Source organism: Pseudomonas sp. FA117, from assembly GCF_057370475.1.
On sequence record NZ_CM170675.1, the window covers coordinates 3,654,269 to 3,678,849 of the forward strand.

Sequence of the window (24,581 nt, forward strand, 5' to 3'; positions counted from 1 at the left end):
GTTGTGTTTAGGTGTTGGTTCAGATTCGGGTCAGGGCCAGGCCAGCCCAGGTTGCGAGCAGCCCGCCGAGCACGCTGGCGGCGGCGTAGCCGAACGCCAGGGGCGCCTGTCCGCTTTCGAGCAGGCGCACGGTATCCAGTGAAAAGGACGAAAAGGTGGTCAGCCCGCCGACGAAGCCGACGATCAGCCCCGCGCGCACTTCGATCGGCACGCCGGGCTTGTTGAGAAACAGGCCGTACAGCACGCCGATGATCAGGCAACCCACCAGGTTGACCGCAAGCGTAGCGAGATAGAAGTGCCGTGGCCAGTGGGCATTGACCCAGTTGCCTGCGGCGAAGCGCAGCAAAGTGCCGGCGATGCCTGCGACACTCACCGAAGCGATAAGGGCAATCACGTTTTTCTCCGTTGCCGGGGGCTGTTGCGGTCCAGCTCGGCGAGGTGGCGCAGCTTCTCGCCGATCTTCAATTCCAGGCCGCGCGGCACCGGCTGGTAATAGGGGCGCGGCTCGAGCTCATCGGGGAAGTAGTCTTCGCCGGCGGCATAGGCGTCCGGCTCGTCGTGGGCATAGCGGTATTCATCGCCGTAGCCCAGCTGCTTCATCAGCTTGGTCGGGGCATTGCGCAGGTGCAGTGGCACCTCGAGCGAACCGTGCTCGGCCGCCTCGCGCAAAGCTGTCTTGAAGCCCATGTACACGGCGTTGCTCTTGGGTGCGCAAGCCAGGTAGGTGATGGCCTGGGCCACCGCCAATTCGCCCTCCGGGCTGCCCAGGCGCTCCTGCACGTCCCAGGCCGCCAGGCACAGGCTCAGGGCGCGCGGGTCGGCGTTGCCGATGTCTTCGCTGGCCATGCGCACCACCCGGCGAGCGATGTACAGCGGGTCGCAGCCACCGTCGAGCATGCGCGCGAACCAGTACAGCGCACCGTCGGGGTTGGAACCGCGCACCGACTTGTGCAGCGCCGAGATCTGGTCGTAGAACGCCTCGCCGCCCTTGTCGAAGCGGCGGCGGCTGTCACCGAGCAGGCTCTGCAGCATCTGCACATCGATCTCGCTGCCATCTTCGGCAAGATCCGAGGCGTTCTCGAGGAAGTTGAGCATGCGCCGGCCATCGCCGTCGGCTGCCGCCATGAGCATCCTGAACGCTTCATCGCCCACCCGCAGGTTGCGCTGGCCCAGCCCGCGCTCTTCGCTGAGGGCGCGGTCGACCAGCTTGCGCAGGGCCGCTTCGTCGAGGCTCTTGAGCACATAGACGCGGGCCCGCGAGAGCAAGGCGTTGTTCAGTTCGAACGAGGGATTCTCGGTGGTGGCGCCGATGAACAGCAGGGTGCCGTCTTCCACGTAGGGCAGGAAGGCGTCCTGCTGGGACTTGTTGAAGCGGTGTACTTCATCGACGAACAGGATGGTACGCCGGCCATACTGACCGGCCTGCTGCTTGGCCACCTCGACGGCCTGGCGGATCTCCTTGACCCCCGCCAGCACCGCCGAGACCGTTTCGAAATGCGCATCGCAGAACTGCGCCAGCAGCCGCGCCAGGGTGGTCTTGCCGACCCCTGGCGGGCCCCAGAAGATCATCGAATGCAGCGCACCCTGCTCCAGCGCCTCACGCAGCGGCTTGCCGCGTGCCAGCAGGTGCTCCTGGCCGACGTACTCGTCCAGGTTGGACGGACGCAGGCGGGCAGCCAGGGGCTGGGCAACGGGTTCGCTTCGAAACAGGTCCATGATGCCTCGCGTTACTCCTGGATGACGTCGGCGCCTTCCGGGATCTTGAACTGGAACGTGCTCGCCGGGACGGCCTGGTTGGCCTTGACCCCGTTGAACAGGATATTGGTGCGCTGGCCGACGCTGTCGATCAGCTGCATGTCATTGATCAACCCCTTGCGGAACGAGATGCGCAGGGAGTCGAACAAGGTGTCCTTGGTCTTGGGCTTGAGGGTGAAGTCCATGACCTCGCCCTGCTCCTTCGATACGATATCGAAGCTCTGGCTGATCTTGGACACGTCACCGGACAGCAGCAGGGCTGGCGTCTGGCTCAGGCGCACGTCGAGCTTCTTGACGGTGGCCTGCTCAAGATCCGGATCCCACAGGGTGACTTTCTGGCCGTCGGACACCACCACCTGCTCCTGCGGCGCATTGGTGTGCCAGTAGAACAGGCCCGGGCGCTTGACCGTCATCTTGCCGGACGTTTCCTGCAGGCTGGTGCCGCTGGCGTCCAGGGTCAGCTGCGAGAAGTTGGCCTCGATGGTCTGGGACTTTTCCAGCAACTGGGTCAGGCGCTGCACATCTTGCTCACCGGCATAAGCGGTAACCGAGCCCAGGGTCAGGGCAGAAACCAACAGCATGCGAATCGCGCGCATGGGAATCCTCATTGAGCAGTGAATAGGCCGGGCACCCTCGTTGGCGCCCGGCAAGGTAATCATCAATCGCGCGGGCCGCCGGGGGCAATCACTTCCCGCGAGCCATTGCTGTTCATCGGGGTGACCACGCCGGCCATTTCCATCGCCTCGATCATCCGCGCGGCGCGGTTGTAGCCGATCTTGAGCTTGCGCTGTACCGCGGAAATCGACGCGCGACGGCTTTCGAGCACGAACTGCACGGCCTCGTCGTAGAGGGCGTCGGTTTCCGCGTCGTCGCCATCGCCACCACCACCGCCGCCACCGTCGAAGCCGCTGCCGGCCTCCTCGACACCGTTGAGGATGTCGTCGTTGTAGTCCGGCGCGCCGCGCAGTTTCCACGCCTCGACGACGCGGTGCACTTCATCGTCGGAAACGAAGGCGCCGTGGACACGGATCGGCAGGCTGGTGCCCGGTGGCATGTAGAGCATGTCACCGTGACCGAGCAACTGCTCGGCACCGCCCTGGTCGATGATGGTCCGCGAGTCGATCTTGCTCGACACCTGGAACGCCATGCGGGTCGGGATGTTGGCCTTGATCAGGCCGGTGATCACATCGACCGACGGACGCTGGGTGGCGAGGATCAGGTGGATGCCGGCAGCCCGCGCCTTCTGGGCGATACGGGCGATCAGCTCTTCGACCTTCTTGCCGACGATCATCATCATGTCGGCGAACTCGTCGACCACCACCACGATGGTCGGCAGGGTCTTGAGGGCCGGTGGTTCGTCTTCCATGCTCTCGCGGCGGTACAGCGGGTCGTGGATGACCTCGCCGGCCTCCTGCGCGTCCTTGATCTTGCGGTTGAAGCCCGCCAGGTTACGCACGCCCATGGCCGCCATCAGCTTGTAGCGGCGCTCCATCTCGGCGACGCTCCAGCGCAGGGCGTTGGCGGCGTCCTTCATGTCGGTGACCACCGGGCACAGCAGGTGCGGAATGCCTTCGTAGATCGACAGCTCGAGCATCTTCGGGTCGATCATGATCAGCCGCGCATCTTCCGGGCCGGACTTGAACAGGATCGACAGGATCATCGCGTTCACACCCACCGACTTACCGGAACCAGTGGTACCGGCCACCAGCAGGTGCGGCATCTTGGCCAGGTCGGTGATCACCGGCTTGCCGCCGATGTCGTGGCCGAGCGCCAGGGTGACCGGCGATTTCTGCTCGTCGTACTGCGGCGTCGACAGCACTTCGGAGAAGCGCACCATCTGCCGGTTCTCGTTGGGGATCTCGATGCCCACGGTGGTCTTGCCGGGAATCACCTCGACCACCCGCACGCTGGTCACGGCCAGCGAGCGCGCCAGGTCCTTGGCCAGGTTGGCGATGCGGCTGACCTTGACGCCTGCCGCGGGCTGGATTTCGTAACGGGTGATCACCGGGCCCGGGTGGATCGAATCCACCGAGACCTCGACACCGAACTCCTTGAGCTTGATTTCCAGCAGGTGGCCGACACCGGCCAGCGACTCGGGCGAGTACTCGATCTTCTTCTGCTCGGCCGGGTCGAGAATGGAGATCGACGGCAGCGTGCCTTCGACGGCGCTGTCGACGAACAGCGGCGCCTGCTTCTCCTTCATCACCCGCTTGCTCGGCTCCGGGGCCTTGGGCGGCGGCGCCGGGATGTTGATCACCGGTGCCGGCTGCTGCTCACGCTGGGCCACATGCTTGCTGAGCGCCTCGTCGCGCTCGATGATGCGCTCGCGGGCCTTGATCTGCTCGCGCTTGTCGGCGACCACCGGGGCGACCACTTCGTCGACCTGGTCATCCACCTCGCGCAGTTGCGCCACCAGGCGCTTGCGTTCGTTGCGTGCCTCCCACCAGCGGCTGGCCGCACCCTGCACCAGCTCGAACAGGTCGAGGGTGATCTTGCCGGTGAGATCCATCACCTTGAACCAGGACAGGTCGGTGAACACGGTCAGGCCGAACAGGAACAGGGCGATGAACATCAGCGTGCTGCCCTGCACGTTCAGCAGGTTGCGCGCCAGCTCGCCGAGGCTTTCGCCCAGGGCGCCGCCGGCGGAGAACGGCATGCTCGCCGGTGGGTGGAAGTGAATGTGCGCAAGTGCCGCACCCGACAGCACCAGGAACACCAGGCCGATCAGGCGCCAGGAAAACAGCCAGCCGCTCCACTGCCAGGGCTGGTGGCGCTCGCGGAAGATCTGCCAGGTCTTGATCGCCAGCAGCAGCGGGAAGATATAGGCGAAATAGCCGAGCACCATGAACAGGATGTCGGCGAAGAAGGCGCCGGCGCGACCGGCAGCGTTCTGCACCTGGTCGACGTTGCTGGTGTGGCTGAAGCTTGGGTCCGACGTGTCGTAGGTGAGCAGCGCCATCCACAGGTACAGGCACAGGGCGCCGACGGCGATCAGCGCGCCTTCCTTGAGGCGATAATGCAACTGCTGGCGCCACAGCGGCACGGGCAAGGGGGCTGGGGTTGCGGTGGATTTCTTCAAAACGCGTCTATTCCTGCGCTTGCTGCGCGTTAAATAGTGATCGGGCCGGTGACTGGCCGACGAACCACTACTTTTATCATTACTGCCCGCCTGCCGCCATGGCGGCACGCCGCATGGCGCATGAACGGAGGGCCGATTTCCATGGCTGCAATTTGAGCATGCATTTTGTTCTGTGACAAAGGCTTATGCTGTATTTTTGCACAGGTATGACAGCAAATGTCGGCGATGGTGCCAGATGCCACATGAATGCGTAGGAAAACGCCGACTCGCTCGACCGAAGCTGCCAACTTCCCGCAGCCGCGAGCCATTGCGCAACGGCCTCAGGCCAGGCGGCACAAGGCCAGAGATTGACCACACCGGCCCCAGCCGCCATGCTGCCCACTCCCCTCCCCCACCGCACGAAAGACCATGCTCACCTGGCTGACTCGCGACTCGCTGACCTTCCCGCCCCTGGAAAAAGCCCTGCACGAGCCCAACGGCCTGCTCGCCGCGGGCGGCGACCTGACGCCCGAGCGCCTGGTGCAAGCCTATCGTCATGGTTGCTTCCCGTGGTACCAGGATGGCCAGCCGATCCTCTGGTGGTCGCCGGATCCGCGCACCGTGCTGTTTCCGCACGAACTGCACGTGTCGCGGTCGCTGGCCAAGGTGATGCGCCAGGGCCGCTACCAGGTCAGCTTCGACAGCGATTTCCCCCGGGTGATCGCCGCCTGCGCCGCACCGCGCGACTACGCCGACGGCACCTGGATCACCGACAGCATGCAGGCCGCCTATTGCGAGCTGCATCGACGCGGCATCGCCCATTCCGTGGAAGTGCGCCAGGACGGCGAACTGGTCGGCGGCCTGTACGGCCTGGCCATGGGCCAGCTGTTTTTCGGTGAATCCATGTTCAGCCGCGCCGACAACGCCTCCAAGGTCGGCTTCGCCACCCTGGTCGAGCGCCTGCGCCAGGCCGGTTTCGCCCTGATCGACTGCCAGATGCCGACCGACCACCTGCACAGCCTTGGCGCCCGCGCCATCAGCCGTGCCGAGTTCGCCGAATACCTGGCGCGGCACCTCGACCAGCCCTGCGACGCGGCCTGGGTTCGCTAGGCGAGTTCCCATAGCTGGCTTACACTTAAGACAACGTCTTGCCCAAGGGGTCGATCATGACAGAGTTGGCGCGGTTGAAGTTCTATGCCACTCAACCCCACTCCTGCAGCTATCTGCCGGAGGAGCAGGCGACCACGCTGTTCCTGGACCCGAGCCAGCCGATGGACGTGCATGTGTATGCCGACCTCTCGGAAATGGGCTTTCGCCGCAGCGGCGACCACCTCTACCGCCCGCATTGCCAGAACTGCAACGCCTGCGTGCCGGCGCGCATTCCCGCTGCGCGCTTCATTCCCAACCGCCAGCAGCGGCGCATCCTCAAGCGCAACGCCGACCTGACCGTCACGGCCGCGCGCCCGGCGTTCAAGGAAGAGTATTTCGACCTGTACCGGCGCTACATCGAACAACGTCACTCGGACGGTGACATGTATCCGCCCAGCCGCGACCAGTTCTCCACCTTCCTGGTACGCGACCTGCCATTCTGCTGGTTCTACGAATTCCGCCTCGGCGAGCGGCTGCTGGCCGTCGCCGTGTGCGACCTGCTGCCCAACGGCCTGTCGGCGGTCTATACCTTCTACGAGCCCGAGGAGGAACGCCGCAGCCTGGGTCGCTTCGCCATTCTCTGGCAGATCACCGAAGCGCTGCGCCAGGATCTGGAGGCGGTGTACCTCGGCTACTGGATCAAGAACTGCAAGAAGATGAACTACAAGACCCAGTACCGCCCGATCGAGTTGCTGATCAATCAGCGCTGGGTCAGCCTCAATTGAAAGCATTGGCTTGAAACACATTTTTCGGGCATAATCCACGCCACTTTTTTTGCCCGGTGCAGTCGCGCGTCGGGCCATCACTGGATACCGAGGGCTTTACTGCATGTCGAAAGAAGACAGCTTCGAAATGGAAGGCACTGTCGTCGACACCCTGCCCAACACCATGTTCCGCGTGGAGTTGGAAAACGGGCACGTCGTTACCGCGCACATCTCCGGCAAGATGCGCAAGAACTACATCCGTATTCTCACTGGCGACAAGGTCCGCGTCGAACTGACGCCCTACGACCTGAGCAAGGGCCGCATCACCTACCGTGCGCGCTAAGCTCCAGCCATGAAAAAGCCCGGCCATGTGCCGGGCTTTTTTGTACCTGAAGAACAAAGGCGAACCGCTGCGCCGAATGACGTCGGCCGGGCCGGTGTTCGCGACTGATGCCACTCCCACCGACACGGCGCAGCGCTGGTGTCAGGCAACCTCGGCCGTGGTCTCGAAGTCGAACACCAGCTCGCCGTCACGCAGCTCGACATGCACCACGCCACCGTGCTCGGACAGCTCGCCGAACAGGATCTCCTCGGCCAGCGGCCGCTTGATCTTGTCCTGGATGAGCCGTGCCATCGGCCGCGCTCCCATCTGTACGTCGTAGCCCTTGACCGCCAGCCAACCACGCGCCTCGTCGCTGACCTCCAGCAACACGCGCTTGTCTTCCAGCTGGGCCTGCAGCTCGATGAGGAACTTGTCGACGATGCTCTTGATCGTCTCGTGGCTCAGGCGGCCGAACTGGATGATGGTGTCCAGGCGGTTGCGGAACTCAGGCGTGAAGCTCTTGCGGATGACTTCCATCGCATCGGACGTGTGGTCCTGCTGGGTGAAGCCGATCGAGGCCCGCGCGGCGGTTTCGGCACCGGCGTTGGTGGTCATGATCAGGATCACGTTGCGGAAGTCGGCCTTGCGCCCGTTGTTGTCGGTCAGGGTGCCGTGGTCCATCACCTGCAGCAGCAGGTTGAAGACTTCCGGATGGGCCTTCTCGATTTCATCGAGCAGCAGCACGCAGTGCGGTTGCTTGGTGATCGCCTCGGTCAGCAGGCCGCCCTGGTCGAAACCGACGTAGCCGGGCGGCGCACCGATCAGGCGCGACACGGTATGGCGCTCCATGTACTCGGACATGTCGAAGCGCACCAGCTCGACCCCCAGCGCCTTGGCCAGCTGTCGCGCCGCTTCGGTCTTGCCGACACCGGTGGGGCCGGCGAACAGGAACGAGCCGACCGGCTTGTCCGGCGCCTTGAGGCCTGCACGCGACAGCTTGATCGCGGTGGACAGCGAGTCGATGGCCGCATCCTGACCGAACACGGTCAGCTTCAGGTCGCGCTCCAGGTTACGCAGCAGCTCCTTGTCGGAACTGGTGACATGCTTTGGCGGAATCCGCGCGATCTTGGCGACGATATCCTCGACCTGCGGCACGTCGATGCGCTTGACCCGGTTGGCTTCCGGCTGCAGGCGCTGGTAGGCACCGGCTTCGTCGATCACATCGATGGCCTTGTCCGGCATGTGCCGGTCGTTGATGTAGCGGGCGGCCAGCTCTGCTGCAGCGCGCAGGGCTTCGTCGCTGTACTCGATGTTGTGATGGCTTTCGAAACGACCCTTCAGCCCGCGCAGGATGCCCACGGTGTCTTCCACCGACGGCTCGCTGACATCGACCTTCTGGAAGCGCCGCGCCAGGGCGCGGTCCTTCTCGAAGATGCCGCGGAATTCCTGGAAGGTCGTCGAGCCGATGCAGCGGATGTCGCCGGACGACAGCAGCGGCTTGAGCAGGTTGGAGGCATCCATCACGCCACCGGACGCCGCACCGGCACCGATGATGGTGTGGATCTCGTCGATGAACAGGATCGCCTGCGGACGCTTGCGCAACTCGCCGAGCAGCGCCTTGAAGCGCTTCTCGAAGTCGCCGCGGTACTTGGTACCGGCCAGCAGCGCGCCGAGGTCGAGCGAGTAGACCACGCTCTGTGCCAGCAGGTCGGGCACCTGGCCGTCGACGATACGCTTGGCCAGGCCTTCGGCGATGGCAGTCTTGCCCACCCCGGCCTCACCGACCAGCAGCGGGTTGTTCTTGCGCCGGCGCGCCAGGATCTGCGCAACGCGCTCGACTTCCTGCTCACGCCCCACCAGCGGGTCGATACGCCCGGCACGGGCCAGTTCGTTGAGGTTGCTGGCATAGGCGTCCAGCGGGTTGCTCGACGATGCCGCCTCGCCCCCCTCCTCGTCCTGCATGTCCTGGTCGCTGTCGGTGTTGGGGCCATGGCCCGGCACCTTGGAAATGCCGTGGGCGATGTAGTTGACCACATCGATGCGCGCCACGCTCTGCTGCTTGAGCAGGAACACAGCCTGGCTTTCCTGTTCGCTGAAGATCGCCACCAGCACGTTGGCGCCGGTCACTTCGCGCTTGCCGGAGCTTTGCACGTGGAACACGGCGCGCTGCAGCACGCGCTGGAAACCGAGCGTGGGCTGGGTCTCGCGGTCCTCGTCATGGACGGGGATCAGCGGCGTCGTGGAATCGATGAACTCCTGCAGGTCGTGCTTGAGCTTGTCGAGATTGGCGCCACAGGCGCGCAGAACGGTCGCGGCGGCCTCGTTGTCAAGGAGTGCCAGCAACAGGTGTTCGACGGTCATGAACTCATGACGCTTCGAACGGGCCTCCTTGAAGGCCAGATTGAGGGTGACTTCGAGCTCGCGGTTTAACATAGCTTCACCTCATACCCAAGTGGTCGGCGATTAACCGTCCTTCTCGATTTCACAGAGTAGCGGATGCTGGCTTTCTCTTGCGTATTGATTGACCTGCATGGCCTTGGTCTCGGCGATGTCACGGGTAAACAATCCGCATACTGCCCGCCCCTCGGTATGGACGGTCAGCATGATCTTGGTCGCCAGCTCGCGGTTCAGACTGAAGAACGTCTCGAGCACTTCGACGACGAAATCCATCGGTGTGTAGTCATCATTGAACAAAACCACCTTGTACATCGGTGGCGCCTGCAGGATCGGCTTGGCTTCCTGCACTGCCAGACCTGCACCGTCGTCCTCGTCGGACTTCGGATGATCCTGATTGAATGTTAGTCGAATCTGCCTGAGTGCATGCATGGAAAGAATTTCATCATATCGACAGGTTAGGGTTATGGATTGACCGCGCAGTCACCGCTGGAGCGGCCGCCGCATGACCTTGACTATCGGCAAAACGGTGTTACAACCAATAAGAACCCACCGTGGTCTATAAAGATCCGCGCAGTCAACCAGATTTTTCGCACGGTTCGTATGCGGATGAAGTGGATGATACTCCAGTGATGGAGTCCTTTGCAGAGGGACATAGGGATGGCAAGCGGTAAAGTCAAGTGGTTCAACAATGCCAAGGGCTATGGGTTCATCAACGAAGAGGGCAAGACAGAGGATTTGTTCGCCCACTATTCGGCGATCCAGATGGACGGCTACAAGACATTGAAGGCCGGCCAGAGCGTATCCTTCGAGATCATCCAGGGCCCCAAGGGGCTGCACGCGGTCAACATTTCCAGCGCCGCCGCCACGGCCGGTGCGCCACAGCCGAGCGCGACCGAACAGGCCTGACCCCTGCCCTCTGTCGTAGACGAAAAAACCGGCCGCCTCTTTAACGCAAAGGGGCGACCGGTTTTTTGTTACCTCACATGTGCTTGATCATCTCGTCGCCAAAGCCCGAACTGCCCACCAGCCTGGCCCCGTCCATCAGTCGCTCGAAGTCGTAGGTCACGGTCTTGGCGGCGATCGCGCCGTTGGTGCCCTTGATGATCAGGTCGGCCGCCTCGGTCCAGCCCATGTGCCGCAGCATCATTTCGGCGGAGAGGATCACCGACCCCGGGTTGACCTTGTCCTGCCCGGCATACTTGGGCGCAGTGCCGTGGGTGGCCTCGAACATGGCCACGGTGTCCGAGAGGTTGGCCCCCGGCGCAATGCCGATGCCACCGACTTCGGCGGCCAGGGCGTCGGAGAGATAATCGCCGTTGAGGTTGAGGGTGGCGATCACATCGTACTCGGCCGGGCGCAGCAGGATCTGCTGGAGCATGGCGTCGGCGATGGCGTCCTTGACGATCACTTCACGCCCGGTCCTGGGGTTCTTGAACCTCATCCACGGCCCGCCATCGAGCAACTCGGCGCCGAACTCTTCCCTGGCGATCTCGTAGCCCCAATCCTTGAACGCGCCCTCGGTGAATTTCATGATGTTGCCCTTGTGCACCAGGGTCAGCGACTCGCGATCGTTGTCCACCACATACTGCAGGGCCTTGCGCACCAGGCGCCGGGTGCCCTCGCGGGAGACCGGCTTGACGCCGATGCCGCAGTCCTGGTCGAAGCGGATCTTGGTGACGCCCATTTCCTCCTTGAGGAACTTGATCACCTTGTTCGCCTCGGGCGAGCCGGCCTTCCACTCGATGCCAGCGTAGATATCCTCGGAGTTCTCGCGAAAGATCACCATGTCGACATCACCGGGCTTCTTCACCGGGCTCGGCACGCCCTGGAACCACAACACCGGGCGCAGGCAGACGTACAGGTCGAGCTGCTGGCGCAGGGCGACGTTCAGCGAGCGGATGCCGCCCCCGACCGGCGTGGTCAGCGGCCCCTTGATCGACACCACGTAGTCGCGCACCGCATCGAGGGTCTCCTGGGGCAGCCAGGTATCCTGATCGTACACCTGGGTGGCCTTCTCGCCCGCGTACACCTCCATCCAGGCGATCCTGCGCTTGCCGCCATAGGCCTTCTGCACGGCGGCATCCACCACCTTGATCATGACCGGAGAGACATCGACACCGATGCCGTCGCCCTCGATGTAGGGGATGATCGGGTTATCGGGAACGTTGAGCGAATGGTCTGCATTGACGGTGATCCTGGCGCCATCCGTCGGAACCTTGATTTTCTGGTATCCCATGCTTGCACTACTCCGCTGTCGGGTGTGGTTGGACATCATGCGATCCCATCAGCCTAAACCACATCCGCCGACCTGCAAGCCGGAGCCCCCCGGCGCCTGCGGCATCACGCCACATTGCCCGTACATCTTTGGTCTTATAAAGGCGTCGATATCACTTCGCCTTGCTGATTAGCCCAAAGGGTTTGATATACTCCGGGCCTGACCGCAGGGTCATCGGGGCGAACCCTTGGAAAATGCGGCTCGCCCTCGGCCAGGAAAGGCCAGAAAGCCTGGGCTGTTACCGCATCCCAGCATTTGACGCTCGACTGATGCATCCACCATCACCGCTCGCAGCCTCTCGACCATCCGCTCATGGCGTCGCCAGGGCGAAGCGCCTACCCTGCGCACCTCGAGACTCGAGTACGCTCAGCACATAGAGAGTTAACCCGCATGCCCACCCGTTCCAAGATCATCTACACCTTCACCGACGAAGCCCCCGCCCTCGCCACCTACTCGCTGCTGCCGATCATCGAAGCGTTCACCGCTTCGGCTGACATCGCCGTCGAAACCCGCGACATTTCCCTGGCTGGCCGTATCCTCGCGGCGTTCCCGGAGCAACTGGGCGCAGAGAAGCAGGTAGGCGATCACCTGGCGGAACTGGGCCAGCTGGCCACCACGCCTGAAGCCAACATCATCAAGCTGCCGAACATCTCCGCTTCGGTTCCACAGCTGAAGGCAGCGATCAAGGAGCTGCAAGGCAAGGGCTTCAACATCCCCGACTACGCCGACGAGCCGGCCACCGCCGAAGAGAAGGAATCGCGCGCGCGTTACGACCGCATCAAGGGCAGTGCCGTGAACCCGGTGCTGCGCGAAGGCAACTCCGACCGTCGCGCACCGCTGTCGGTCAAGAACTACGCGCGCAAGCACCCGCACAAGATGGGCGCCTGGGCCGCCGACTCCAAGTCGCACGTTGCCCACATGACCCAGGGCGACTTCTACGGGAGCGAGAAAGCCGCACTGATCGAGGCTGACGACAGCCTGCGCATCGAACTGGTCGGCAAGGACGGTTCCACCACCGTCCTGAAAGAGAAAACCGCCGTCAAGGCCGCCGAAGTCATCGACTGCGCCACCCTGAGCCGCAAGGCCCTGAAAGCCTTCATCGCCGAGCAGATCGCCGATGCCAAGGCATCTGGCGTACTGCTGTCGGTCCACCTCAAAGCCACCATGATGAAGGTCTCCGACCCGATCATGTTCGGCGTGATCGTCGAAGAGTTCTACAACGACGTGCTGACCAAGCACGCTGCTGCGCTGGCCGAAGTGGGCTTCAACGCCAACAACGGCATCGGTGACCTGTACGCCCGCATCAAGGACCTGCCAGCCGACAAGCAGGCCGAGATCGAAGCCGACATCCAGGCCCTGTACGCCGTTCGCCCGGCCCTGGCCATGGTCAACTCGGACAAGGGCATCACCAACCTGCACGTACCGAGCGACGTCATCGTCGACGCCTCGATGCCAGCAATGATCCGCGACTCGGGCAAGATGTGGAACACCGCCGGTGAACTGCAGGATGCCAAGGCGATCATCCCGGACCGCTGCTACGCCGGCATCTACCAGGCCACCATCGAAGACTGCAAGCAGCACGGTGCCTTCGATCCGACCACCATGGGCAGCGTGCCGAACGTTGGCCTGATGGCGCAGAAGGCCGAAGAGTACGGCTCCCACGACAAGACCTTCCAGATCAAGGCCGACGGCGTCGTGCGCGTGGTCGATGGCAAGGGCAACGTCGTGCTGGAGCAGAACGTCGAAGCCGGTGACATCTTCCGCATGTGCCAGACCAAGGACGCGCCGATCCAGGACTGGGTCAAGCTGGCCGTCAACCGCGCCCGCCTGAGCAACACCCCGGCGGTGTTCTGGCTGGACCCGGCTCGTGCCCACGACGGCGTGATGATCGAGAAGGTCCAGAAGTATCTGAAGGATCACGACACCACCGGCCTGGACATCCGCGTTCTGGCCCCGGTCGACGCCATCAAGTTCTCCCTGGCCCGTATCCGCGAAGGCAAGGACACCATCTCGGTGACCGGCAACGTGCTGCGCGACTACCTGACCGACCTGTTCCCGATCATGGAACTGGGCACCAGCGCCAAGATGCTGTCGATCGTGCCGCTGATGAACGGCGGTGGCCTGTTCGAAACCGGCGCCGGCGGCTCGGCACCCAAGCACGTGCAGCAGCTGGTCGAAGAGAACTTCCTGCGTTGGGATTCGCTGGGTGAATTCCTGGCCCTGGCTGCCTCGCTGGAGCACCTGGGCAACACCTACGACAACCCGCGTGCCAAAGTACTGGCCAACACCCTGGACCAGGCCACCGGCAAGTTCCTCGATACCAACAAGTCGCCTTCGCGCAAAGTCGGCGGTATCGACAACCGCGGCAGCCACTTCTACCTGACCCTGTACTGGGCCCAGGCCCTGGCTGCCCAGAGCGACGACGCTGCCCTGCAGGCACGCTTCGCCCCGCTGGCCAAGGCCCTGACCGAGAACGAAGCGACCATCGTCGCCGAGCTCAACGCAGTCCAGGGCAAGCCGGCCGACATCGGTGGCTACTACGCCCCGGATGCCGAGCTGACCGCCAAGGTGATGCGCCCGAGCCAGACCCTGAACAGCGCCATCGCCGCACTGTAAGGTTCGCTTGAAGTAACAGCACAAACCCCGGCCACGCACCGGGGTTTGTGCTTTCTGGCTGAATGCCTTGCAACAGTCAACGCGAACCCTGTAGGAGCGGGCTTGCCCGCGAATGCGGCAGTGAATGCACCATCGCGTTCGCGGGCAAGCCCGCTCCTACAGGGGTTCTCGAGGAACCCATGAAATGACCTGGCAACCCCACATCACTGTCGCCACCGTCGTCGAGCAGGACGGCAAGTTTCTCTTCGTCGAAGAGTTCAAGGCCGGCCTGCACGTCTTCAACCAACCCGCCGGCCACCTCGAAGCCAACGAGACGCTCATCCAGGCCGCCCTGCGCGAAACCCTCGAGGAAACCGCCTGGGAGGTCGAACTGACCGGTGTGATCGGCATCTACCTCTATACCGCGCCCAGCAATGGCGTCACCTACCAGCGCGTCTGCTTCGCTGCCCGGCCGCTGCGCCACCGCCCCGACCTGCCACCGGACAGCGATATCGTCCGCGCCGTCTGGCTGACCCGCGAGCAGTTGCTCGCAGAACCCGAGCGCTGGCGCAGCGAGCTGGTGCCACGCTGCCTGGACGACTACCTGGCCGGACCGCTGCACAGCCTCTCGCTGCTGCGCGACTGACGCGGATGCGCCGTCCTGATAGAATCGGAATTTTTCCCCCAGATACACATCGGTAGCCATGACCAGCCCAGTATCCAAAGATCCCTCCAGGACCCGCGTCATCGTCGGCATGTCCGGCGGCGTGGACTCTTCCGTCTCCGCCCTTCTGCTCATGGAGCAGGGCTATCAGGTGGAAGGTCTGTTCATGAAGAACTGGGAGGAGGACGACGGCACCGAGTACTGCACCGCCCGCGAAGACCTGGCCGACGCCCAGGCCGTGTGCGACCGCATCGGCATCAAGCTGCACACCGCCAACTTCGCCGCAGAGTACTGGGACAACGTGTTCGAGCACTTCCTCGAGGAGTACAAGGCCGGTCGCACGCCCAACCCGGACATCCTCTGCAACCGTGAAATCAAGTTCAAGGCCTTCCTCGACTACGCACTGTCACTGGGCGCCGACCTGATCGCCACCGGCCACTACGTGCGCCGCCGCGATACCGGCGAGCTGACCGAGCTCCTCAAGGGCCTGGACCCGAACAAGGACCAGAGCTACTTCCTGCACGCCGTGGGCGGTGCGGAAATCGCCCGCACCCTGTTCCCCGTCGGCGAGCTGGAAAAGCCCGAAGTCCGCGCCATCGCCGAGAAACACGGCCTGGCCACCGCAAAGAAGAAGGACTCCACCGGCATCTGCTTCATCGGCGAACGACGCTTCAGCGACTTCCTCAAGCAGTACCTGCCCGCTCAACCCGGCGAGATCCAGACCACCGACGGCGAAGTGATCGGCCAGCACCACGGCCTGATGTACCACACCATCGGCCAGCGCCAGGGCCTGGGCATCGGCGGCCTGAAAGACGCCGGCGACGAGCCGTGGTACGTGCTGGAAAAAGACCTGGCGCGCAATGTACTGGTGGTCGGCCAGGGCAACGAGCACCCGTGGCTGTTCTCCCGCGCCCTGCTCGCCTCAGACATCTTCTGGGTCAACCCGATCGACCTGGCCAGCCCACGCCGACTCACCGCCAAGGTGCGCTACCGCCAGGGCGACCAGCAGTGCACCCTGGAGCGCACCGAAACCGGCTACCGCGCCGTGTTCGACGAGCCGCAGCGCGCCGTGACGCCGGGCCAGTCGGTGGTGTTCTATGACGGCGAGGTGTGCCTGGGCGGCGGCGTGATCGAAACCGCCGAGCCCTGGAGCCCGCGCGCATGAGCAACCTGCAGGAGCAACTGATCGCCCTGGGCGGCGTGTTCCAGGCCGCAGTGCTGGTCGATCGCATCGCCCGCACCGGCCAGGCCAGCGAAGCCAATATCGGCTGCATGCTCGGCAGCCTGCTGGTGCGCGACCCGAACAACACCCTGGAGGTGTTCGGCGGCGACGACCTGAACCTGCGCGACGGCTACCGCGCACTGGTCGGCGCCCTGGAGCGCGACCCCAGCAGCCTGCAGCGCGAACCGCTGCGCTACGCCCTGTCGATGCTGGGCCTGGAGCGCCAGCTGGCCAAGCGTGGCGACCTGCTCGACACCATCGGCAACCGCCTGCCGCAGATCCAGTCGCAGGCCGATCATTTCGGCCTGGTTCATGAAAACGTCATCGCTTCCAGCGGAGCCTTGTACCAGGACACCCTGAGCACCCTGCGCCAGCGCATCCAGGTACACGGCGACATGCGCTTCCTGCAGCAGGCCAGCAATGCCTCGAAGATCCGTGCCCTGCTGCTGGCGGGCATTCGTGCCGCTCGCCTGTGGCGCCAGCTCGGCGGCCATCGCTGGCAACTGGTGTTCAGCCGCCGCAAGCTGCTCAACGAACTGTACGACATGATGCGCGCACCTTCCTGACCTGCGGGAGCGGGTTCATCCGCGAATGCGATGCCGGATTCACCGCCGCATTCGCGGGCAAGCCCGCTCCCACAAGGACTGCGACACCACTTTCGACGGCCGACCTTTGGTCAGCCACCCGACCTCGGTGCATTTTTCATGTATGATATGCGCCCTTCCAAAAGCCTGACTGTCCGAGAACACCCCATGCAGCTTTCTTCGCTCACTGCGGTTTCCCCTGTAGACGGCCGTTACGCCGGCAAAACCCAGGCCTTGCGCCCCATCTTCAGCGAATTCGGCCTGATCCGTTTCCGCGCCCTGGTCGAAGTGCGCTGGCTGCAGCGCCTGGCCGCCCACCCGCAGATCGGCGAAGTGCCGGCGTTCTCCGCCGAAGCCAATGCCCTGCTGGACAGCCTGGCCACCGATTTCAAGCTCGAGCACGCCGAACGCGTGAAGGAAATCGAGCGCACCACCAACCACGACGTCAAGGCGATCGAATACCTCCTCAAGGAGCAGGCCGCCAAGCTGCCTGAGCTGGCCAAGGTCAGCGAGTTCATCCACTTCGCCTGCACCAGCGAGGACATCAACAACCTGTCCCACGCCCTGATGCTGCGCGCCGGTCGTGACGAGGTGCTGCTGCCGCTGATGCGCCAGATCGCCGACGCCATCCGCGCCCTGGCCCATGCCCACGCCGACGTCCCCATGCTGTCGCGCACCCACGGCCAGCCAGCTTCGCCGACCACCCTGGGCAAGGAACTGGCCAACGTCGTCTACCGCCTCGAACGCCAGATCGCCCAGGTGGCCGCCGTGCCGCTGCTGGGCAAGATCAACGGCGCCGTGGGCAACTACAACGCCCACCTGTCGGCCTACTCGCAGATCGACTGGGAGCAGAACGCCCGCGCCTTCATCGAAGACGAACTGGGCCTGCAGTTCAACCCGTACACCACCCAGATCGAACCGCACGACTACATCGCCGAGCTGTTCGATGCGATCGCGCGCTTCAACACCATCCTCATCGACTTCGACCGCGACGTCTGGGGCTACATCTCGCTGGGTTACTTCAAGCAGAAGACCGTCGCCGGCGAAATCGGCTCCTCGACCATGCCGCACAAGGTCAACCCGATCGACTTCGAGAACTCCGAAGGCAACCTGGGGATCGCCAACGCACTGTTCCAGCACCTGGCCAGCAAGCTGCCGATCTCGCGCTGGCAGCGTGACCTGACCGACTCCACCGTGCTGCGCAACCTGGGCGTGGGCTTTGCCCACAGCGTCATCGCCTATGAAGCCAGCCTCAAGGGCATCGGCAAGCTGGAAGTCAACGAAGCGCGCATCGCCGCCGACCTCGACGCCTGCTGGGAAGTGCTGGCCGAGCCAATCCAGACCGTCATGCGTCGCTTCAACATCGAGAACCCCTACGAGAAGCTCAAGGAGCTGACCCGTGGCAAGGGCATCACGCCTGAAGCGCTGCTGACCTTCATCGACGGCCTGGATATGCCGACCGACGCCAAGGCAGAGCTCAAGCTGCTCACCCCGGCCACCTACATCGGCAACGCAGCCGCCCAGGCCAAACGCATCTGACCTGCGCCCTGCGTACAACGCCCGGCTCAGCCGGGCGTTTTTATTCCCGGACGAAAATTACGTTTTTTCAATAGGTTGAACATGAATCCTGATACTCCACTGCAGCTGCTTGGCGGCCTTACCGCTCGTGAATTCCTGCGCGACTACTGGCAGAAGAAGCCCCTGCTGGTGCGCCAGGCCTTCACCGATTTCGAAAGCCCGATCGATCCTGACGAACTGGCCGGCCTGGCCCTGGAAGAGGAAGTCGAGTCGCGCCTGGTGCTCGAGCACGGCGAGCGCCCGTGGGAACTGCGTCGTGGTCCGTTCGAGGAAGACACCTTCGCCACCCTGCCCGAGCGCGACTGGACCCTGCTGGTGCAGGCGGTGGACCAGTTCGTCCCGGAAGTGGCCGAGTTGCTGGAGAACTTCCGCTTCCTGCCCAGCTGGCGCATCGACGACGTGATGATCAGCTTCGCCGCCCCGGGTGGCAGCGTCGGTCCGCACTTCGACAACTACGACGTCTTCCTGCTGCAGGGCCACGGCAAGCGCAACTGGAAAGTCGGGCAGATGTGCAACAGCGAAAGCCCGCTGATCGAGCACGCCGACCTGCGCATCCTCGCCGACTTCGAGCAGAGCGACGAGTGGACCCTGGAGCCGGGCGACATGCTCTACCTGCCGCCGCGCCTGGCCCACCACGGCGTTGCCGTGGACGACTGCCTGACCTACTCGGTCGGCTTCCGCGCACCGAGCGCCGCCGAAGTGCTGACCCATTTCACCGACTTCCTCAGCCAGTTCCTGCCTGACGAAGAGCGCTACAGCGACGCCGATGCCCAGCCGGTCAGCGACCCGCACCAGATCCAGCACGACGCCCTGGACCGCCTCAAGGCGCTGCTGGCCGAGCACATGGGTGACGAGCGCCTGCTGTTGACCTGGTTCGGCCAGTTCATGACCGAGCCGCGCTACCCCGAGCAGGTCGCGGGCGAAGCGCTGAGCGAGGAAGAGCTGGTCAACTACCTCGAACAGGGCGCGATCCTGGTGCGCAACCCGAGCGCGCGCCTGGCCTGGTCGGAAGTCGACGACAACCTGCTGCTGTTCGCCAGCGGCCAGAGCCGCCTGCTGTCCGGCCACCTGCGCGCTCTTTTGCAACTGATTTGTTCAGCCGACGCCTTGCACAGCGAAAACCTTGTAGAGTGGCTGCAAGACGAAGAGGGCCTGACGCTGGTCTGCCAGCTGGTCCAACAAGGAAGCCTGGGATTTGCCAATGAATAAGATCAGCGTTCGCCTCGCCGACTGGCACAAAGACAACGCCGATATCCACCGCATCCGCAGCGCCGTGTTCATCGCCGAGCAGCACGTGCCGCCGGAGCTGGAATTCGATGCCGAAGACCCGACCGCCGTGCATTTCCTCGCGCTGGAGGGCGACTACCCGATCGGCACCGCTCGCCTGCTGCCGGACGGCACCATCGGCCGGGTCTCGGTGCTCAGGGACTGGCGCGGGCTGAAGGTCGGCGATGCCTTGATGAAGGCGGTGATCGCCGAGGCGCAGAACCGTGACCTCAAGCAGCAGATGCTCAGTGCGCAGGTTCATGCCACCTCGTTCTACGAGCGCCTGGGCTTCAAGGTGGTCAGCGAGGAGTTTCTCGAAGCCGGCATTCCTCACGTGGACATGGTTCGGGACTCGCGCGAAGTCGCCTGAACCGGCATCTGCAGGGTGATACGGAGCTGACGCGAGGTCAGCGGGCGACCGATATCACCCTGCCATGATTTCACCTCTTCCCGGAGAGGAGGTTATCGCTATATAGTCCGCTATATAACGATAACCCCTCCCCAGGAGCCGTCTTCATGCGTATTCGTCTGTCCCACCTGGCCGCCAGTGCCCTGGCCAGCCTGATCTCCCTCAACAGCGCGTGGGCCGATGAAGTCCAGGTGGCCGTCGCAGCCAACTTCACCGCACCCATCCAGGCCATTGCCAAGGACTTCGAGAAAGACACCGGCCACAAGCTGGTCGCCGCCTTCGGCGCCACCGGACAGTTCTACGCACAGATCAAGAACGGCGCTCCCTTCGAGGTCTTCCTCGCCGCCGACGACAGCACCCCGGCCAAGCTCGAGCAGGAGAAGGAAATCGTCGAGGGCTCGCGCTTCACCTACGCCATCGGCACCCTTGCGCTGTGGTCGGCCAAACCCGGCTATGTCGACGACAAGGGTGAGGTCCTGAAGAAAAACCAATATCAGCACCTGTCCATCGCCAACCCCAAGGCTGCACCTTACGGCCTGGCGGCTACCCAAGTGCTGGACAAGCTCAACCTGACCGCGGCCACCAAGGCCAAGATCGTCGAAGGCCAGAACATCACTCAGGCGTTCCAGTTCGTCTCCACCGGCAACGCCGAACTGGGCTTCGTCGCCCTGTCGCAGATCTACAAGGATGGCAAGGTCGAAAGCGGCTCTGCCTGGATCGTGCCGTCCAACCTGCACGACCCGATCCGCCAGGACGCGGTGATCCTCAACAAGGGCAAGGACAACCCGGCAGCCAAGGCCCTGGTCGAATATCTCAAGGGCCCGAAAGCCGCAGCGGTGATCAAGTCCTACGGCTATGAAATCTGATGCCGCTCGACGCCAGTGACCTGGGTGCGATCTGGCTGACCATCAAGCTGGCCAGCCTGACCACGTTGATCCTGCTGGTGGTGGGCACCCCCATCGCCTGGTGGCTGGCCCGCACCCGCTCCTGGCTGCGCGGGCCGATTGGCGCCGTGGTGGCACTGCCGCTGGTACTGCCACCGACGGTGATCGGCTTCTACCTGCTTATCGCCCTCGGCCCGCACGGCTGGCTCGGCCAGGCGACCCAGGCCCTGGGCCTGGGTACCGTGGTATTCAGCTTCACCGGGCTGGTGATCGGCTCGGTGGTGTACTCCATGCCGTTCGTGGTCCAGCCACTGCAGAACGCCTTCGGCGCCATCGGCCAGCGCCCGTTGGAAGTGGCCGCCACGCTGCGTGCCAGCCCCTGGGACACCTTCGTCCATGTGGTGCTGCCGCTGGCCCGCCCCGGTTTCATCACCGCCAGCATCCTGGGCTTTGCCCACACCGTCGGCGAGTTCGGCGTGGTGCTGATGATCGGTGGCAATATCCCTGACAAGACCCGCGTGGTTTCGGTGCAGATCTTCGATCACGTCGAATCCATGGCCTATTCGCAAGCGCACTGGCTGGCCGGTGCGATGGTGGTGTTCTCCTTCCTGGTGCTGCTGATGCTGTATGCCGGCCGCCGCGGCAAGGCTGGCTGGAGCTGAAATGAGTTCACGCATGCACGCGCGCCTGAAGCTGGCGCGCGACGACTTCACCCTGGATGTCGACCTCGACCTGCCCGGGCGCGGCATCAGCGCGCTGTTCGGTCATTCCGGCTCGGGCAAGACCTCCTGCCTGCGCTGCCTGGCCGGCCTGGAGCGCGCTGCACAGGCCTATATCGAGATCAATGGCGAGGTCTGGGAAGACAGCCGCCAGGGCATCTTCCTTGCACCGCACCGGCGCCCCGTGGGCTACGTGTTCCAGGAAGCCAGCCTGTTCCCGCACCTGTCGGTGCGCGGCAATTTGGAATTCGGCTGGCGACGGGTCGCGGCCAACGAGCGCAAGGTCGGGCTGGATCAGGCCTGCCAGTTGCTGGGCATCGGCCACCTGCTCGAACGCAAGCCGGTCACGCTTTCCGGTGGCGAAGCGCAGCGTGTCGGCATCGCTCGCGCCCTGCTCAGCAGCCCGCGACTGTTGCTGATGGACGAACCCCTGGCTGCGCTCGACGGGCCGCGCAAGCGCGAGATCCTGCCTTACCTGGAACGCCTGCACGACGAGCTGGACATTCCCGTGGTGTACGTCAGCCACTCCCAGGATGAAGTCGCGCGCCTGGCAGACCACCTGGTGCTGCTGGAACAGGGCAAGGTCATGGCCAGCGGGCCGATCGGCCAGACCCTCGCCCGCCTCGACCTGTCGCTGGCACAGAGCGACGAAGCCGGCGTGGTGCTCGAAGGACTGGTGATCGGACATCAGCCGGAGTACGAACTGTTCGACCTGCGCCTGCCCGGCAGCGAGGGCCCGCTGCTGCGCATCGCCCACCCCGACCTGCACGTCGGCAGCACCCTGCGCCTGAAGGTCCAGGCCCGCGACGTCAGCCTGACCCTCAGCCACGACAGCACCTCGAGCATTCTCAACCGCCTGCCGGTGACGGTGCGCGAGTGCCGCCCTGCCGACAACCCGGCACACATACTGGTGAGCCTCGACGCTGCCGGCAACGCCCTGCTCGCTCGCATCACCCGCTTCTCGGCGGAGCAGCTCGGCGTGCAACCGGGCCAGGCACTGTGGGCACAGATCAAGTCGGTGGCGCTACTGGCCTGAGCAACTTGCGCGGCGCCGTTGTCCACCGATCAGACACCAGGTCGATGGACAACGCCATGCCCGAGATCACCCTGCCCCGCACCCTGCATTATGTCGACGACACCCACCCAGGCCTGAGCCGGCGCCGTTGGCGCAACGGCTTCATCTACCTCGACCCCGGCGGCACACGGGTACGCGACAAGGAGATCCTGGCGCGCATCGCTGCGCTGGTCATCCCGCCCGCCTACACCGATGTGTGGATCTGCCTCGATCCGCAGGGCCACCTGCAGGCCACCGGCCGCGATGCTCGTGGCCGCAAGCAATACCGCTACCACAATGAATGGCGCAGCCTGCGCGACGAGCACAAGTACGGGCGCATGCTGGCCTTCGCCCAGGCCCTTCCCCGCCTGCGCCAGCAACTGGACCTGCACCTGTCGCGCCCCGGCATGGACCGCGAGAAGGTCATGGCGTTGGTGGTCAGCCTGCTCGACAGCACGCTGATCCGCATCGGCAACCGCCAGTACCTGCGCGACAACCAGTCCTACGGGCTGACCACGCTGCGCAACCGCCACGTCGAGGTCAAGGGCAGCAGCATCCGCTTCCAGTTTCGCGGCAAGCGCGGCGTCGAACACAGCATCACCGTGCGCGACCGACGCCTGGCGCAACTGGTCCGGCGCTGCATGGAGCTGCCCGGCCAGGAACTGTTCCAGTACCTGGATGAAGACGGCCAGCGCCACCGGATTGGCTCCAGCGACGTCAACCTGTTCCTCCAGCAACTGACCGGCGCCGATTTCACCGCCAAGGACTACCGCACCTGGGGCGGCAGTGCGCTGGCATTGAACCTGCTGCGCCCGCTGGCCTGGGAGCCTGAGACCGAAGCGAAGAAGCAGGTCACGGCGATCGTGCGCGAAGTCGCCAGTCGACTGGGCAACACCCCGGCAGTGTGTCGGCGCTGCTATATCCACCCGGCGGTGCTCGAACACTTCCATCTTGGTCGCCTGGCTGCGCTGCCGCGCACTCGTGCGCGCAAGGGGCTGGAGCTGGAAGAGGTGGCGCTGCTGCGCTTCCTGCAGGCACTGGAGTCGCTGTGAAGTTTCATTGACCAGCGCTATTTACGACATTAAGCAGAGAAATTTCCCATAATCGCTCCAGCCCCCTATCCTTGCCACCGAGCACCTTCGCCGAGTGAACCGATGTGGTTGATTTCGGCACCTGCACCTGAAGACTGCCAACAGATTTTGCCTGCGGAGGAATTTATATCTTCCGAAAGCGTCTTTAATGAGAAGGAAGAGGGACAGGCTCCCACCGTTGCGGCACATGGCCCGGCGGATTTCTATATCACCAAGGAGAACTACATGCTGATACTCACCCGCAAGGTTGGCGAAAGCATCGTCATCAACGACGACATCAAAGTCACCATTCTGGGCGTAAAAGGGATGCAAGTGAGGATCGGCATCGATGCACCGAAGGATGTCCAGGTCCATCGTGAAGAGATCTTCAAGCGTATCCAGGCCGGCAACCCTGCGCCGGAAAAAACCGACGACCAATACTGACCAGTCCTACGCCTCAAGCCGCACGGACGCGCTTGATCATCCGGCACGTCCCAGCGGGATATCGCCTGGATTTCAGGTACCGAGCAGCTCGCGTACCTTGGCGATCATTCTGTCCATGTCGAACGGCTTGTCGAACACCGCCCCGAACAGCCCTGGGCTGTCGCGCCCCTGGCTGGCCTGCGCGCCACTCATGAGAATGACCGGCAGGTCGACCAGCTCCAGTTCGTCACGGATCGCCCGCGCCAGTTCCTCGCCATTGAGCACCGGCATCATGTAGTCGGTGATCACCAGGTCCACCCGCTTTTCTCTCAGGGCTTCGAGGGCCTTGCGCCCGTTGCTGGCCTTTTCCACCAGAAAGCCTTCGTCCTCCAGGGCAAATCCGAGGATGTCGGCAATCAGGTATTCGTCATCGACGATCAGGATGGTGTTCAT

Annotated in this window: 24 protein-coding genes; 16 read left to right on the plus strand and 8 right to left on the minus strand. The window is 63.9% G+C overall.

All coding sequences use genetic code 11. From position 1 onward, the window contains the following. Positions 1 to 19: 19 nt before the first annotated feature. The 4 genes from crcB to ftsK form a co-directional block, all read right to left on the minus strand. Positions 20 to 394 (minus strand): fluoride efflux transporter CrcB, encoded by a 375-nt coding sequence (gene crcB, locus AC1TXO_RS16935; protein WP_486402809.1) that lies wholly within the window; start codon positions 392 to 394, stop codon positions 20 to 22. Beyond that, the gene (locus AC1TXO_RS16940; protein WP_486402810.1) at positions 391 to 1,716 is read right to left on the minus strand and encodes a replication-associated recombination protein A; all 1,326 of its coding nucleotides are present in this window, start codon (positions 1,714 to 1,716) and stop codon (positions 391 to 393) included. The genes crcB and AC1TXO_RS16940 overlap by 4 nt, the downstream gene beginning before the upstream one ends. A gap of 11 nt (positions 1,717 to 1,727) precedes the next feature. Continuing rightward, positions 1,728 to 2,351, minus strand: a complete 624-nt coding sequence (gene lolA, locus AC1TXO_RS16945; protein ID WP_486402811.1) for an outer membrane lipoprotein periplasmic chaperone LolA — start codon at positions 2,349 to 2,351, stop codon at positions 1,728 to 1,730. Between the two features lie 62 nt (positions 2,352 to 2,413). Then, on the minus strand, positions 2,414 to 4,834 hold the full coding sequence (gene ftsK / locus AC1TXO_RS16950; RefSeq protein ID WP_486402812.1) for a DNA translocase FtsK: 2,421 nt from the start codon (positions 4,832 to 4,834) through the stop codon (positions 2,414 to 2,416). 408 nt (positions 4,835 to 5,242) lie between these two features. Between ftsK and aat the strand changes: the two genes are divergently transcribed. The 3 genes from aat (at position 5,243) to infA (ending at position 7,009) form a co-directional block, all read left to right on the plus strand. Further along, the gene (gene aat / locus AC1TXO_RS16955; RefSeq protein WP_486402813.1) at positions 5,243 to 5,923 is read left to right on the plus strand and encodes a leucyl/phenylalanyl-tRNA--protein transferase; all 681 of its coding nucleotides are present in this window, start codon (positions 5,243 to 5,245) and stop codon (positions 5,921 to 5,923) included. A 56-nt stretch (positions 5,924 to 5,979) separates the two neighbouring features. Next, complete coding sequence (locus AC1TXO_RS16960; protein ID WP_486402814.1) at positions 5,980 to 6,687, plus strand: arginyltransferase; 708 nt, start codon at positions 5,980 to 5,982, stop codon at positions 6,685 to 6,687. Positions 6,688 to 6,790: 103 nt separating this feature from the next. Beyond that, entirely contained in the window at positions 6,791 to 7,009 is a 219-nt protein-coding gene (gene infA, locus AC1TXO_RS16965; RefSeq protein ID WP_002553999.1) for a translation initiation factor IF-1, read from the plus strand. A 141-nt stretch (positions 7,010 to 7,150) separates the two neighbouring features. Here the strand turns inward: infA and clpA are convergent, their stop codons facing one another. Together clpA and clpS are read right to left on the minus strand one after the other, a co-directional pair. Continuing rightward, the gene (gene clpA, locus AC1TXO_RS16970; RefSeq protein ID WP_486402815.1) at positions 7,151 to 9,421 is read right to left on the minus strand and encodes an ATP-dependent Clp protease ATP-binding subunit ClpA; all 2,271 of its coding nucleotides are present in this window, start codon (positions 9,419 to 9,421) and stop codon (positions 7,151 to 7,153) included. A 30-nt stretch (positions 9,422 to 9,451) separates the two neighbouring features. Then, positions 9,452 to 9,814, minus strand: a complete 363-nt coding sequence (gene clpS / locus AC1TXO_RS16975) for an ATP-dependent Clp protease adapter ClpS (protein ID WP_054892333.1) — start codon at positions 9,812 to 9,814, stop codon at positions 9,452 to 9,454. A 228-nt stretch (positions 9,815 to 10,042) separates the two neighbouring features. Between clpS and cspD the strand changes: the two genes are divergently transcribed. After that, the gene (gene cspD / locus AC1TXO_RS16980; RefSeq protein ID WP_486402816.1) at positions 10,043 to 10,291 is read left to right on the plus strand and encodes a cold shock domain-containing protein CspD; all 249 of its coding nucleotides are present in this window, start codon (positions 10,043 to 10,045) and stop codon (positions 10,289 to 10,291) included. A 73-nt stretch (positions 10,292 to 10,364) separates the two neighbouring features. Here the strand turns inward: cspD and icd are convergent, their stop codons facing one another. Continuing rightward, positions 10,365 to 11,621, minus strand: coding sequence for an NADP-dependent isocitrate dehydrogenase (gene icd / locus AC1TXO_RS16985; protein ID WP_486402817.1), 1,257 nt, complete (start codon positions 11,619 to 11,621; stop codon positions 10,365 to 10,367). A gap of 429 nt (positions 11,622 to 12,050) precedes the next feature. Here icd and AC1TXO_RS16990 point away from each other — a divergent pair, with 429 nt between their 5' ends. The 12 genes from AC1TXO_RS16990 to csrA all read left to right on the plus strand — a co-directional run bounded on the left by AC1TXO_RS16990 (position 12,051) and on the right by csrA (position 24,149). Further along, on the plus strand, positions 12,051 to 14,276 hold the full coding sequence (locus tag AC1TXO_RS16990; protein WP_486402818.1) for an NADP-dependent isocitrate dehydrogenase: 2,226 nt from the start codon (positions 12,051 to 12,053) through the stop codon (positions 14,274 to 14,276). A gap of 184 nt (positions 14,277 to 14,460) precedes the next feature. Then, positions 14,461 to 14,901, plus strand: a complete 441-nt coding sequence (locus AC1TXO_RS16995; RefSeq protein ID WP_486402819.1) for an NUDIX hydrolase — start codon at positions 14,461 to 14,463, stop codon at positions 14,899 to 14,901. A 58-nt stretch (positions 14,902 to 14,959) separates the two neighbouring features. After that, on the plus strand, positions 14,960 to 16,084 hold the full coding sequence (gene mnmA, locus AC1TXO_RS17000) for a tRNA 2-thiouridine(34) synthase MnmA (RefSeq protein ID WP_486402820.1): 1,125 nt from the start codon (positions 14,960 to 14,962) through the stop codon (positions 16,082 to 16,084). Next, positions 16,081 to 16,707 carry a high frequency lysogenization protein HflD gene (hflD, locus tag AC1TXO_RS17005; protein ID WP_186669842.1) on the plus strand — a complete coding sequence of 209 codons (627 nt, stop codon included), beginning with the start codon at positions 16,081 to 16,083 and terminating at the stop codon, positions 16,705 to 16,707. Before mnmA ends, hflD begins: the two co-directional genes overlap by 4 nt. 186 nt (positions 16,708 to 16,893) lie before the next feature. Further along, positions 16,894 to 18,264 carry an adenylosuccinate lyase gene (purB, locus tag AC1TXO_RS17010; protein ID WP_486402821.1) on the plus strand — a complete coding sequence of 457 codons (1,371 nt, stop codon included), beginning with the start codon at positions 16,894 to 16,896 and terminating at the stop codon, positions 18,262 to 18,264. Between the two features lie 81 nt (positions 18,265 to 18,345). After that, the gene (locus AC1TXO_RS17015; protein ID WP_486402822.1) at positions 18,346 to 19,512 is read left to right on the plus strand and encodes a ribosomal protein uL16 3-hydroxylase; all 1,167 of its coding nucleotides are present in this window, start codon (positions 18,346 to 18,348) and stop codon (positions 19,510 to 19,512) included. Further along, the gene (locus AC1TXO_RS17020) at positions 19,505 to 19,939 is read left to right on the plus strand and encodes a GNAT family N-acetyltransferase (RefSeq protein WP_486402823.1); all 435 of its coding nucleotides are present in this window, start codon (positions 19,505 to 19,507) and stop codon (positions 19,937 to 19,939) included. Before AC1TXO_RS17015 ends, AC1TXO_RS17020 begins: the two co-directional genes overlap by 8 nt. 146 nt (positions 19,940 to 20,085) lie before the next feature. Then, positions 20,086 to 20,844, plus strand: a complete 759-nt coding sequence (gene modA, locus AC1TXO_RS17025) for a molybdate ABC transporter substrate-binding protein (protein ID WP_486402824.1) — start codon at positions 20,086 to 20,088, stop codon at positions 20,842 to 20,844. Then, positions 20,844 to 21,524 (plus strand): molybdate ABC transporter permease subunit, encoded by a 681-nt coding sequence (gene modB, locus AC1TXO_RS17030; RefSeq protein WP_486402825.1) that lies wholly within the window; start codon positions 20,844 to 20,846, stop codon positions 21,522 to 21,524. Before modA ends, modB begins: the two co-directional genes overlap by 1 nt. 1 nt (position 21,525) lies before the next feature. Then, the gene (gene modC / locus AC1TXO_RS17035) at positions 21,526 to 22,617 is read left to right on the plus strand and encodes a molybdenum ABC transporter ATP-binding protein (protein WP_486402826.1); all 1,092 of its coding nucleotides are present in this window, start codon (positions 21,526 to 21,528) and stop codon (positions 22,615 to 22,617) included. Between the two features lie 56 nt (positions 22,618 to 22,673). Next, entirely contained in the window at positions 22,674 to 23,687 is a 1,014-nt protein-coding gene (locus AC1TXO_RS17040; RefSeq protein WP_486402827.1) for a DNA topoisomerase IB, read from the plus strand. Positions 23,688 to 23,951: 264 nt separating this feature from the next. Then, the gene (csrA, locus tag AC1TXO_RS17045; RefSeq protein WP_486406855.1) at positions 23,952 to 24,149 is read left to right on the plus strand and encodes a carbon storage regulator CsrA; all 198 of its coding nucleotides are present in this window, start codon (positions 23,952 to 23,954) and stop codon (positions 24,147 to 24,149) included. A gap of 72 nt (positions 24,150 to 24,221) precedes the next feature. Here csrA and AC1TXO_RS17050 read toward each other — a convergent pair whose 3' ends face one another. After that, positions 24,222 to 24,581: a response regulator gene (locus tag AC1TXO_RS17050; protein WP_486402828.1), complete on the minus strand. Its 360-nt coding sequence runs from the start codon at positions 24,579 to 24,581 to the stop codon at positions 24,222 to 24,224.

Excerpts from the sequence above, each read along its gene's own strand:
- AC1TXO_RS16995 (WP_486402819.1), top strand. The coding sequence starts at position 14,461 with ATGACCTGGCAACCCCACATCACTGTCGCCACCGTCGTCGAGCAGGAC.
- AC1TXO_RS16960 (WP_486402814.1), top strand. The coding sequence starts at position 5,980 with ATGACAGAGTTGGCGCGGTTGAAGTTCTATGCCACTCAACCCCACTCC.
- AC1TXO_RS17050 (WP_486402828.1), bottom strand. The coding sequence starts at position 24,581 with ATGAACACCATCCTGATCGTCGATGACGAATACCTGATTGCCGACATC.
- AC1TXO_RS17020 (WP_486402823.1), top strand. The coding sequence starts at position 19,505 with ATGAATAAGATCAGCGTTCGCCTCGCCGACTGGCACAAAGACAACGCC.
- aat (WP_486402813.1), top strand. The coding sequence starts at position 5,243 with ATGCTCACCTGGCTGACTCGCGACTCGCTGACCTTCCCGCCCCTGGAA.
- icd (WP_486402817.1), bottom strand. The coding sequence starts at position 11,621 with ATGGGATACCAGAAAATCAAGGTTCCGACGGATGGCGCCAGGATCACC.
- modC (WP_486402826.1), top strand. The coding sequence starts at position 21,526 with ATGAGTTCACGCATGCACGCGCGCCTGAAGCTGGCGCGCGACGACTTC.
- AC1TXO_RS16940 (WP_486402810.1), bottom strand. The coding sequence starts at position 1,716 with ATGGACCTGTTTCGAAGCGAACCCGTTGCCCAGCCCCTGGCTGCCCGC.
- mnmA (WP_486402820.1), top strand. The coding sequence starts at position 14,960 with ATGACCAGCCCAGTATCCAAAGATCCCTCCAGGACCCGCGTCATCGTC.
- AC1TXO_RS17040 (WP_486402827.1), top strand. The coding sequence starts at position 22,674 with ATGCCCGAGATCACCCTGCCCCGCACCCTGCATTATGTCGACGACACC.
- modB (WP_486402825.1), top strand. The coding sequence starts at position 20,844 with ATGCCGCTCGACGCCAGTGACCTGGGTGCGATCTGGCTGACCATCAAG.
- AC1TXO_RS17015 (WP_486402822.1), top strand. The coding sequence starts at position 18,346 with ATGAATCCTGATACTCCACTGCAGCTGCTTGGCGGCCTTACCGCTCGT.
- infA (WP_002553999.1), top strand. The coding sequence starts at position 6,791 with ATGTCGAAAGAAGACAGCTTCGAAATGGAAGGCACTGTCGTCGACACC.
- hflD (WP_186669842.1), top strand. The coding sequence starts at position 16,081 with ATGAGCAACCTGCAGGAGCAACTGATCGCCCTGGGCGGCGTGTTCCAG.
- purB (WP_486402821.1), top strand. The coding sequence starts at position 16,894 with ATGCAGCTTTCTTCGCTCACTGCGGTTTCCCCTGTAGACGGCCGTTAC.
- cspD (WP_486402816.1), top strand. The coding sequence starts at position 10,043 with ATGGCAAGCGGTAAAGTCAAGTGGTTCAACAATGCCAAGGGCTATGGG.
- csrA (WP_486406855.1), top strand. The coding sequence starts at position 23,952 with ATGCTGATACTCACCCGCAAGGTTGGCGAAAGCATCGTCATCAACGAC.
- lolA (WP_486402811.1), bottom strand. The coding sequence starts at position 2,351 with ATGCGCGCGATTCGCATGCTGTTGGTTTCTGCCCTGACCCTGGGCTCG.
- clpA (WP_486402815.1), bottom strand. The coding sequence starts at position 9,421 with ATGTTAAACCGCGAGCTCGAAGTCACCCTCAATCTGGCCTTCAAGGAG.
- modA (WP_486402824.1), top strand. The coding sequence starts at position 20,086 with ATGCGTATTCGTCTGTCCCACCTGGCCGCCAGTGCCCTGGCCAGCCTG.
- clpS (WP_054892333.1), bottom strand. The coding sequence starts at position 9,814 with ATGCATGCACTCAGGCAGATTCGACTAACATTCAATCAGGATCATCCG.
- AC1TXO_RS16990 (WP_486402818.1), top strand. The coding sequence starts at position 12,051 with ATGCCCACCCGTTCCAAGATCATCTACACCTTCACCGACGAAGCCCCC.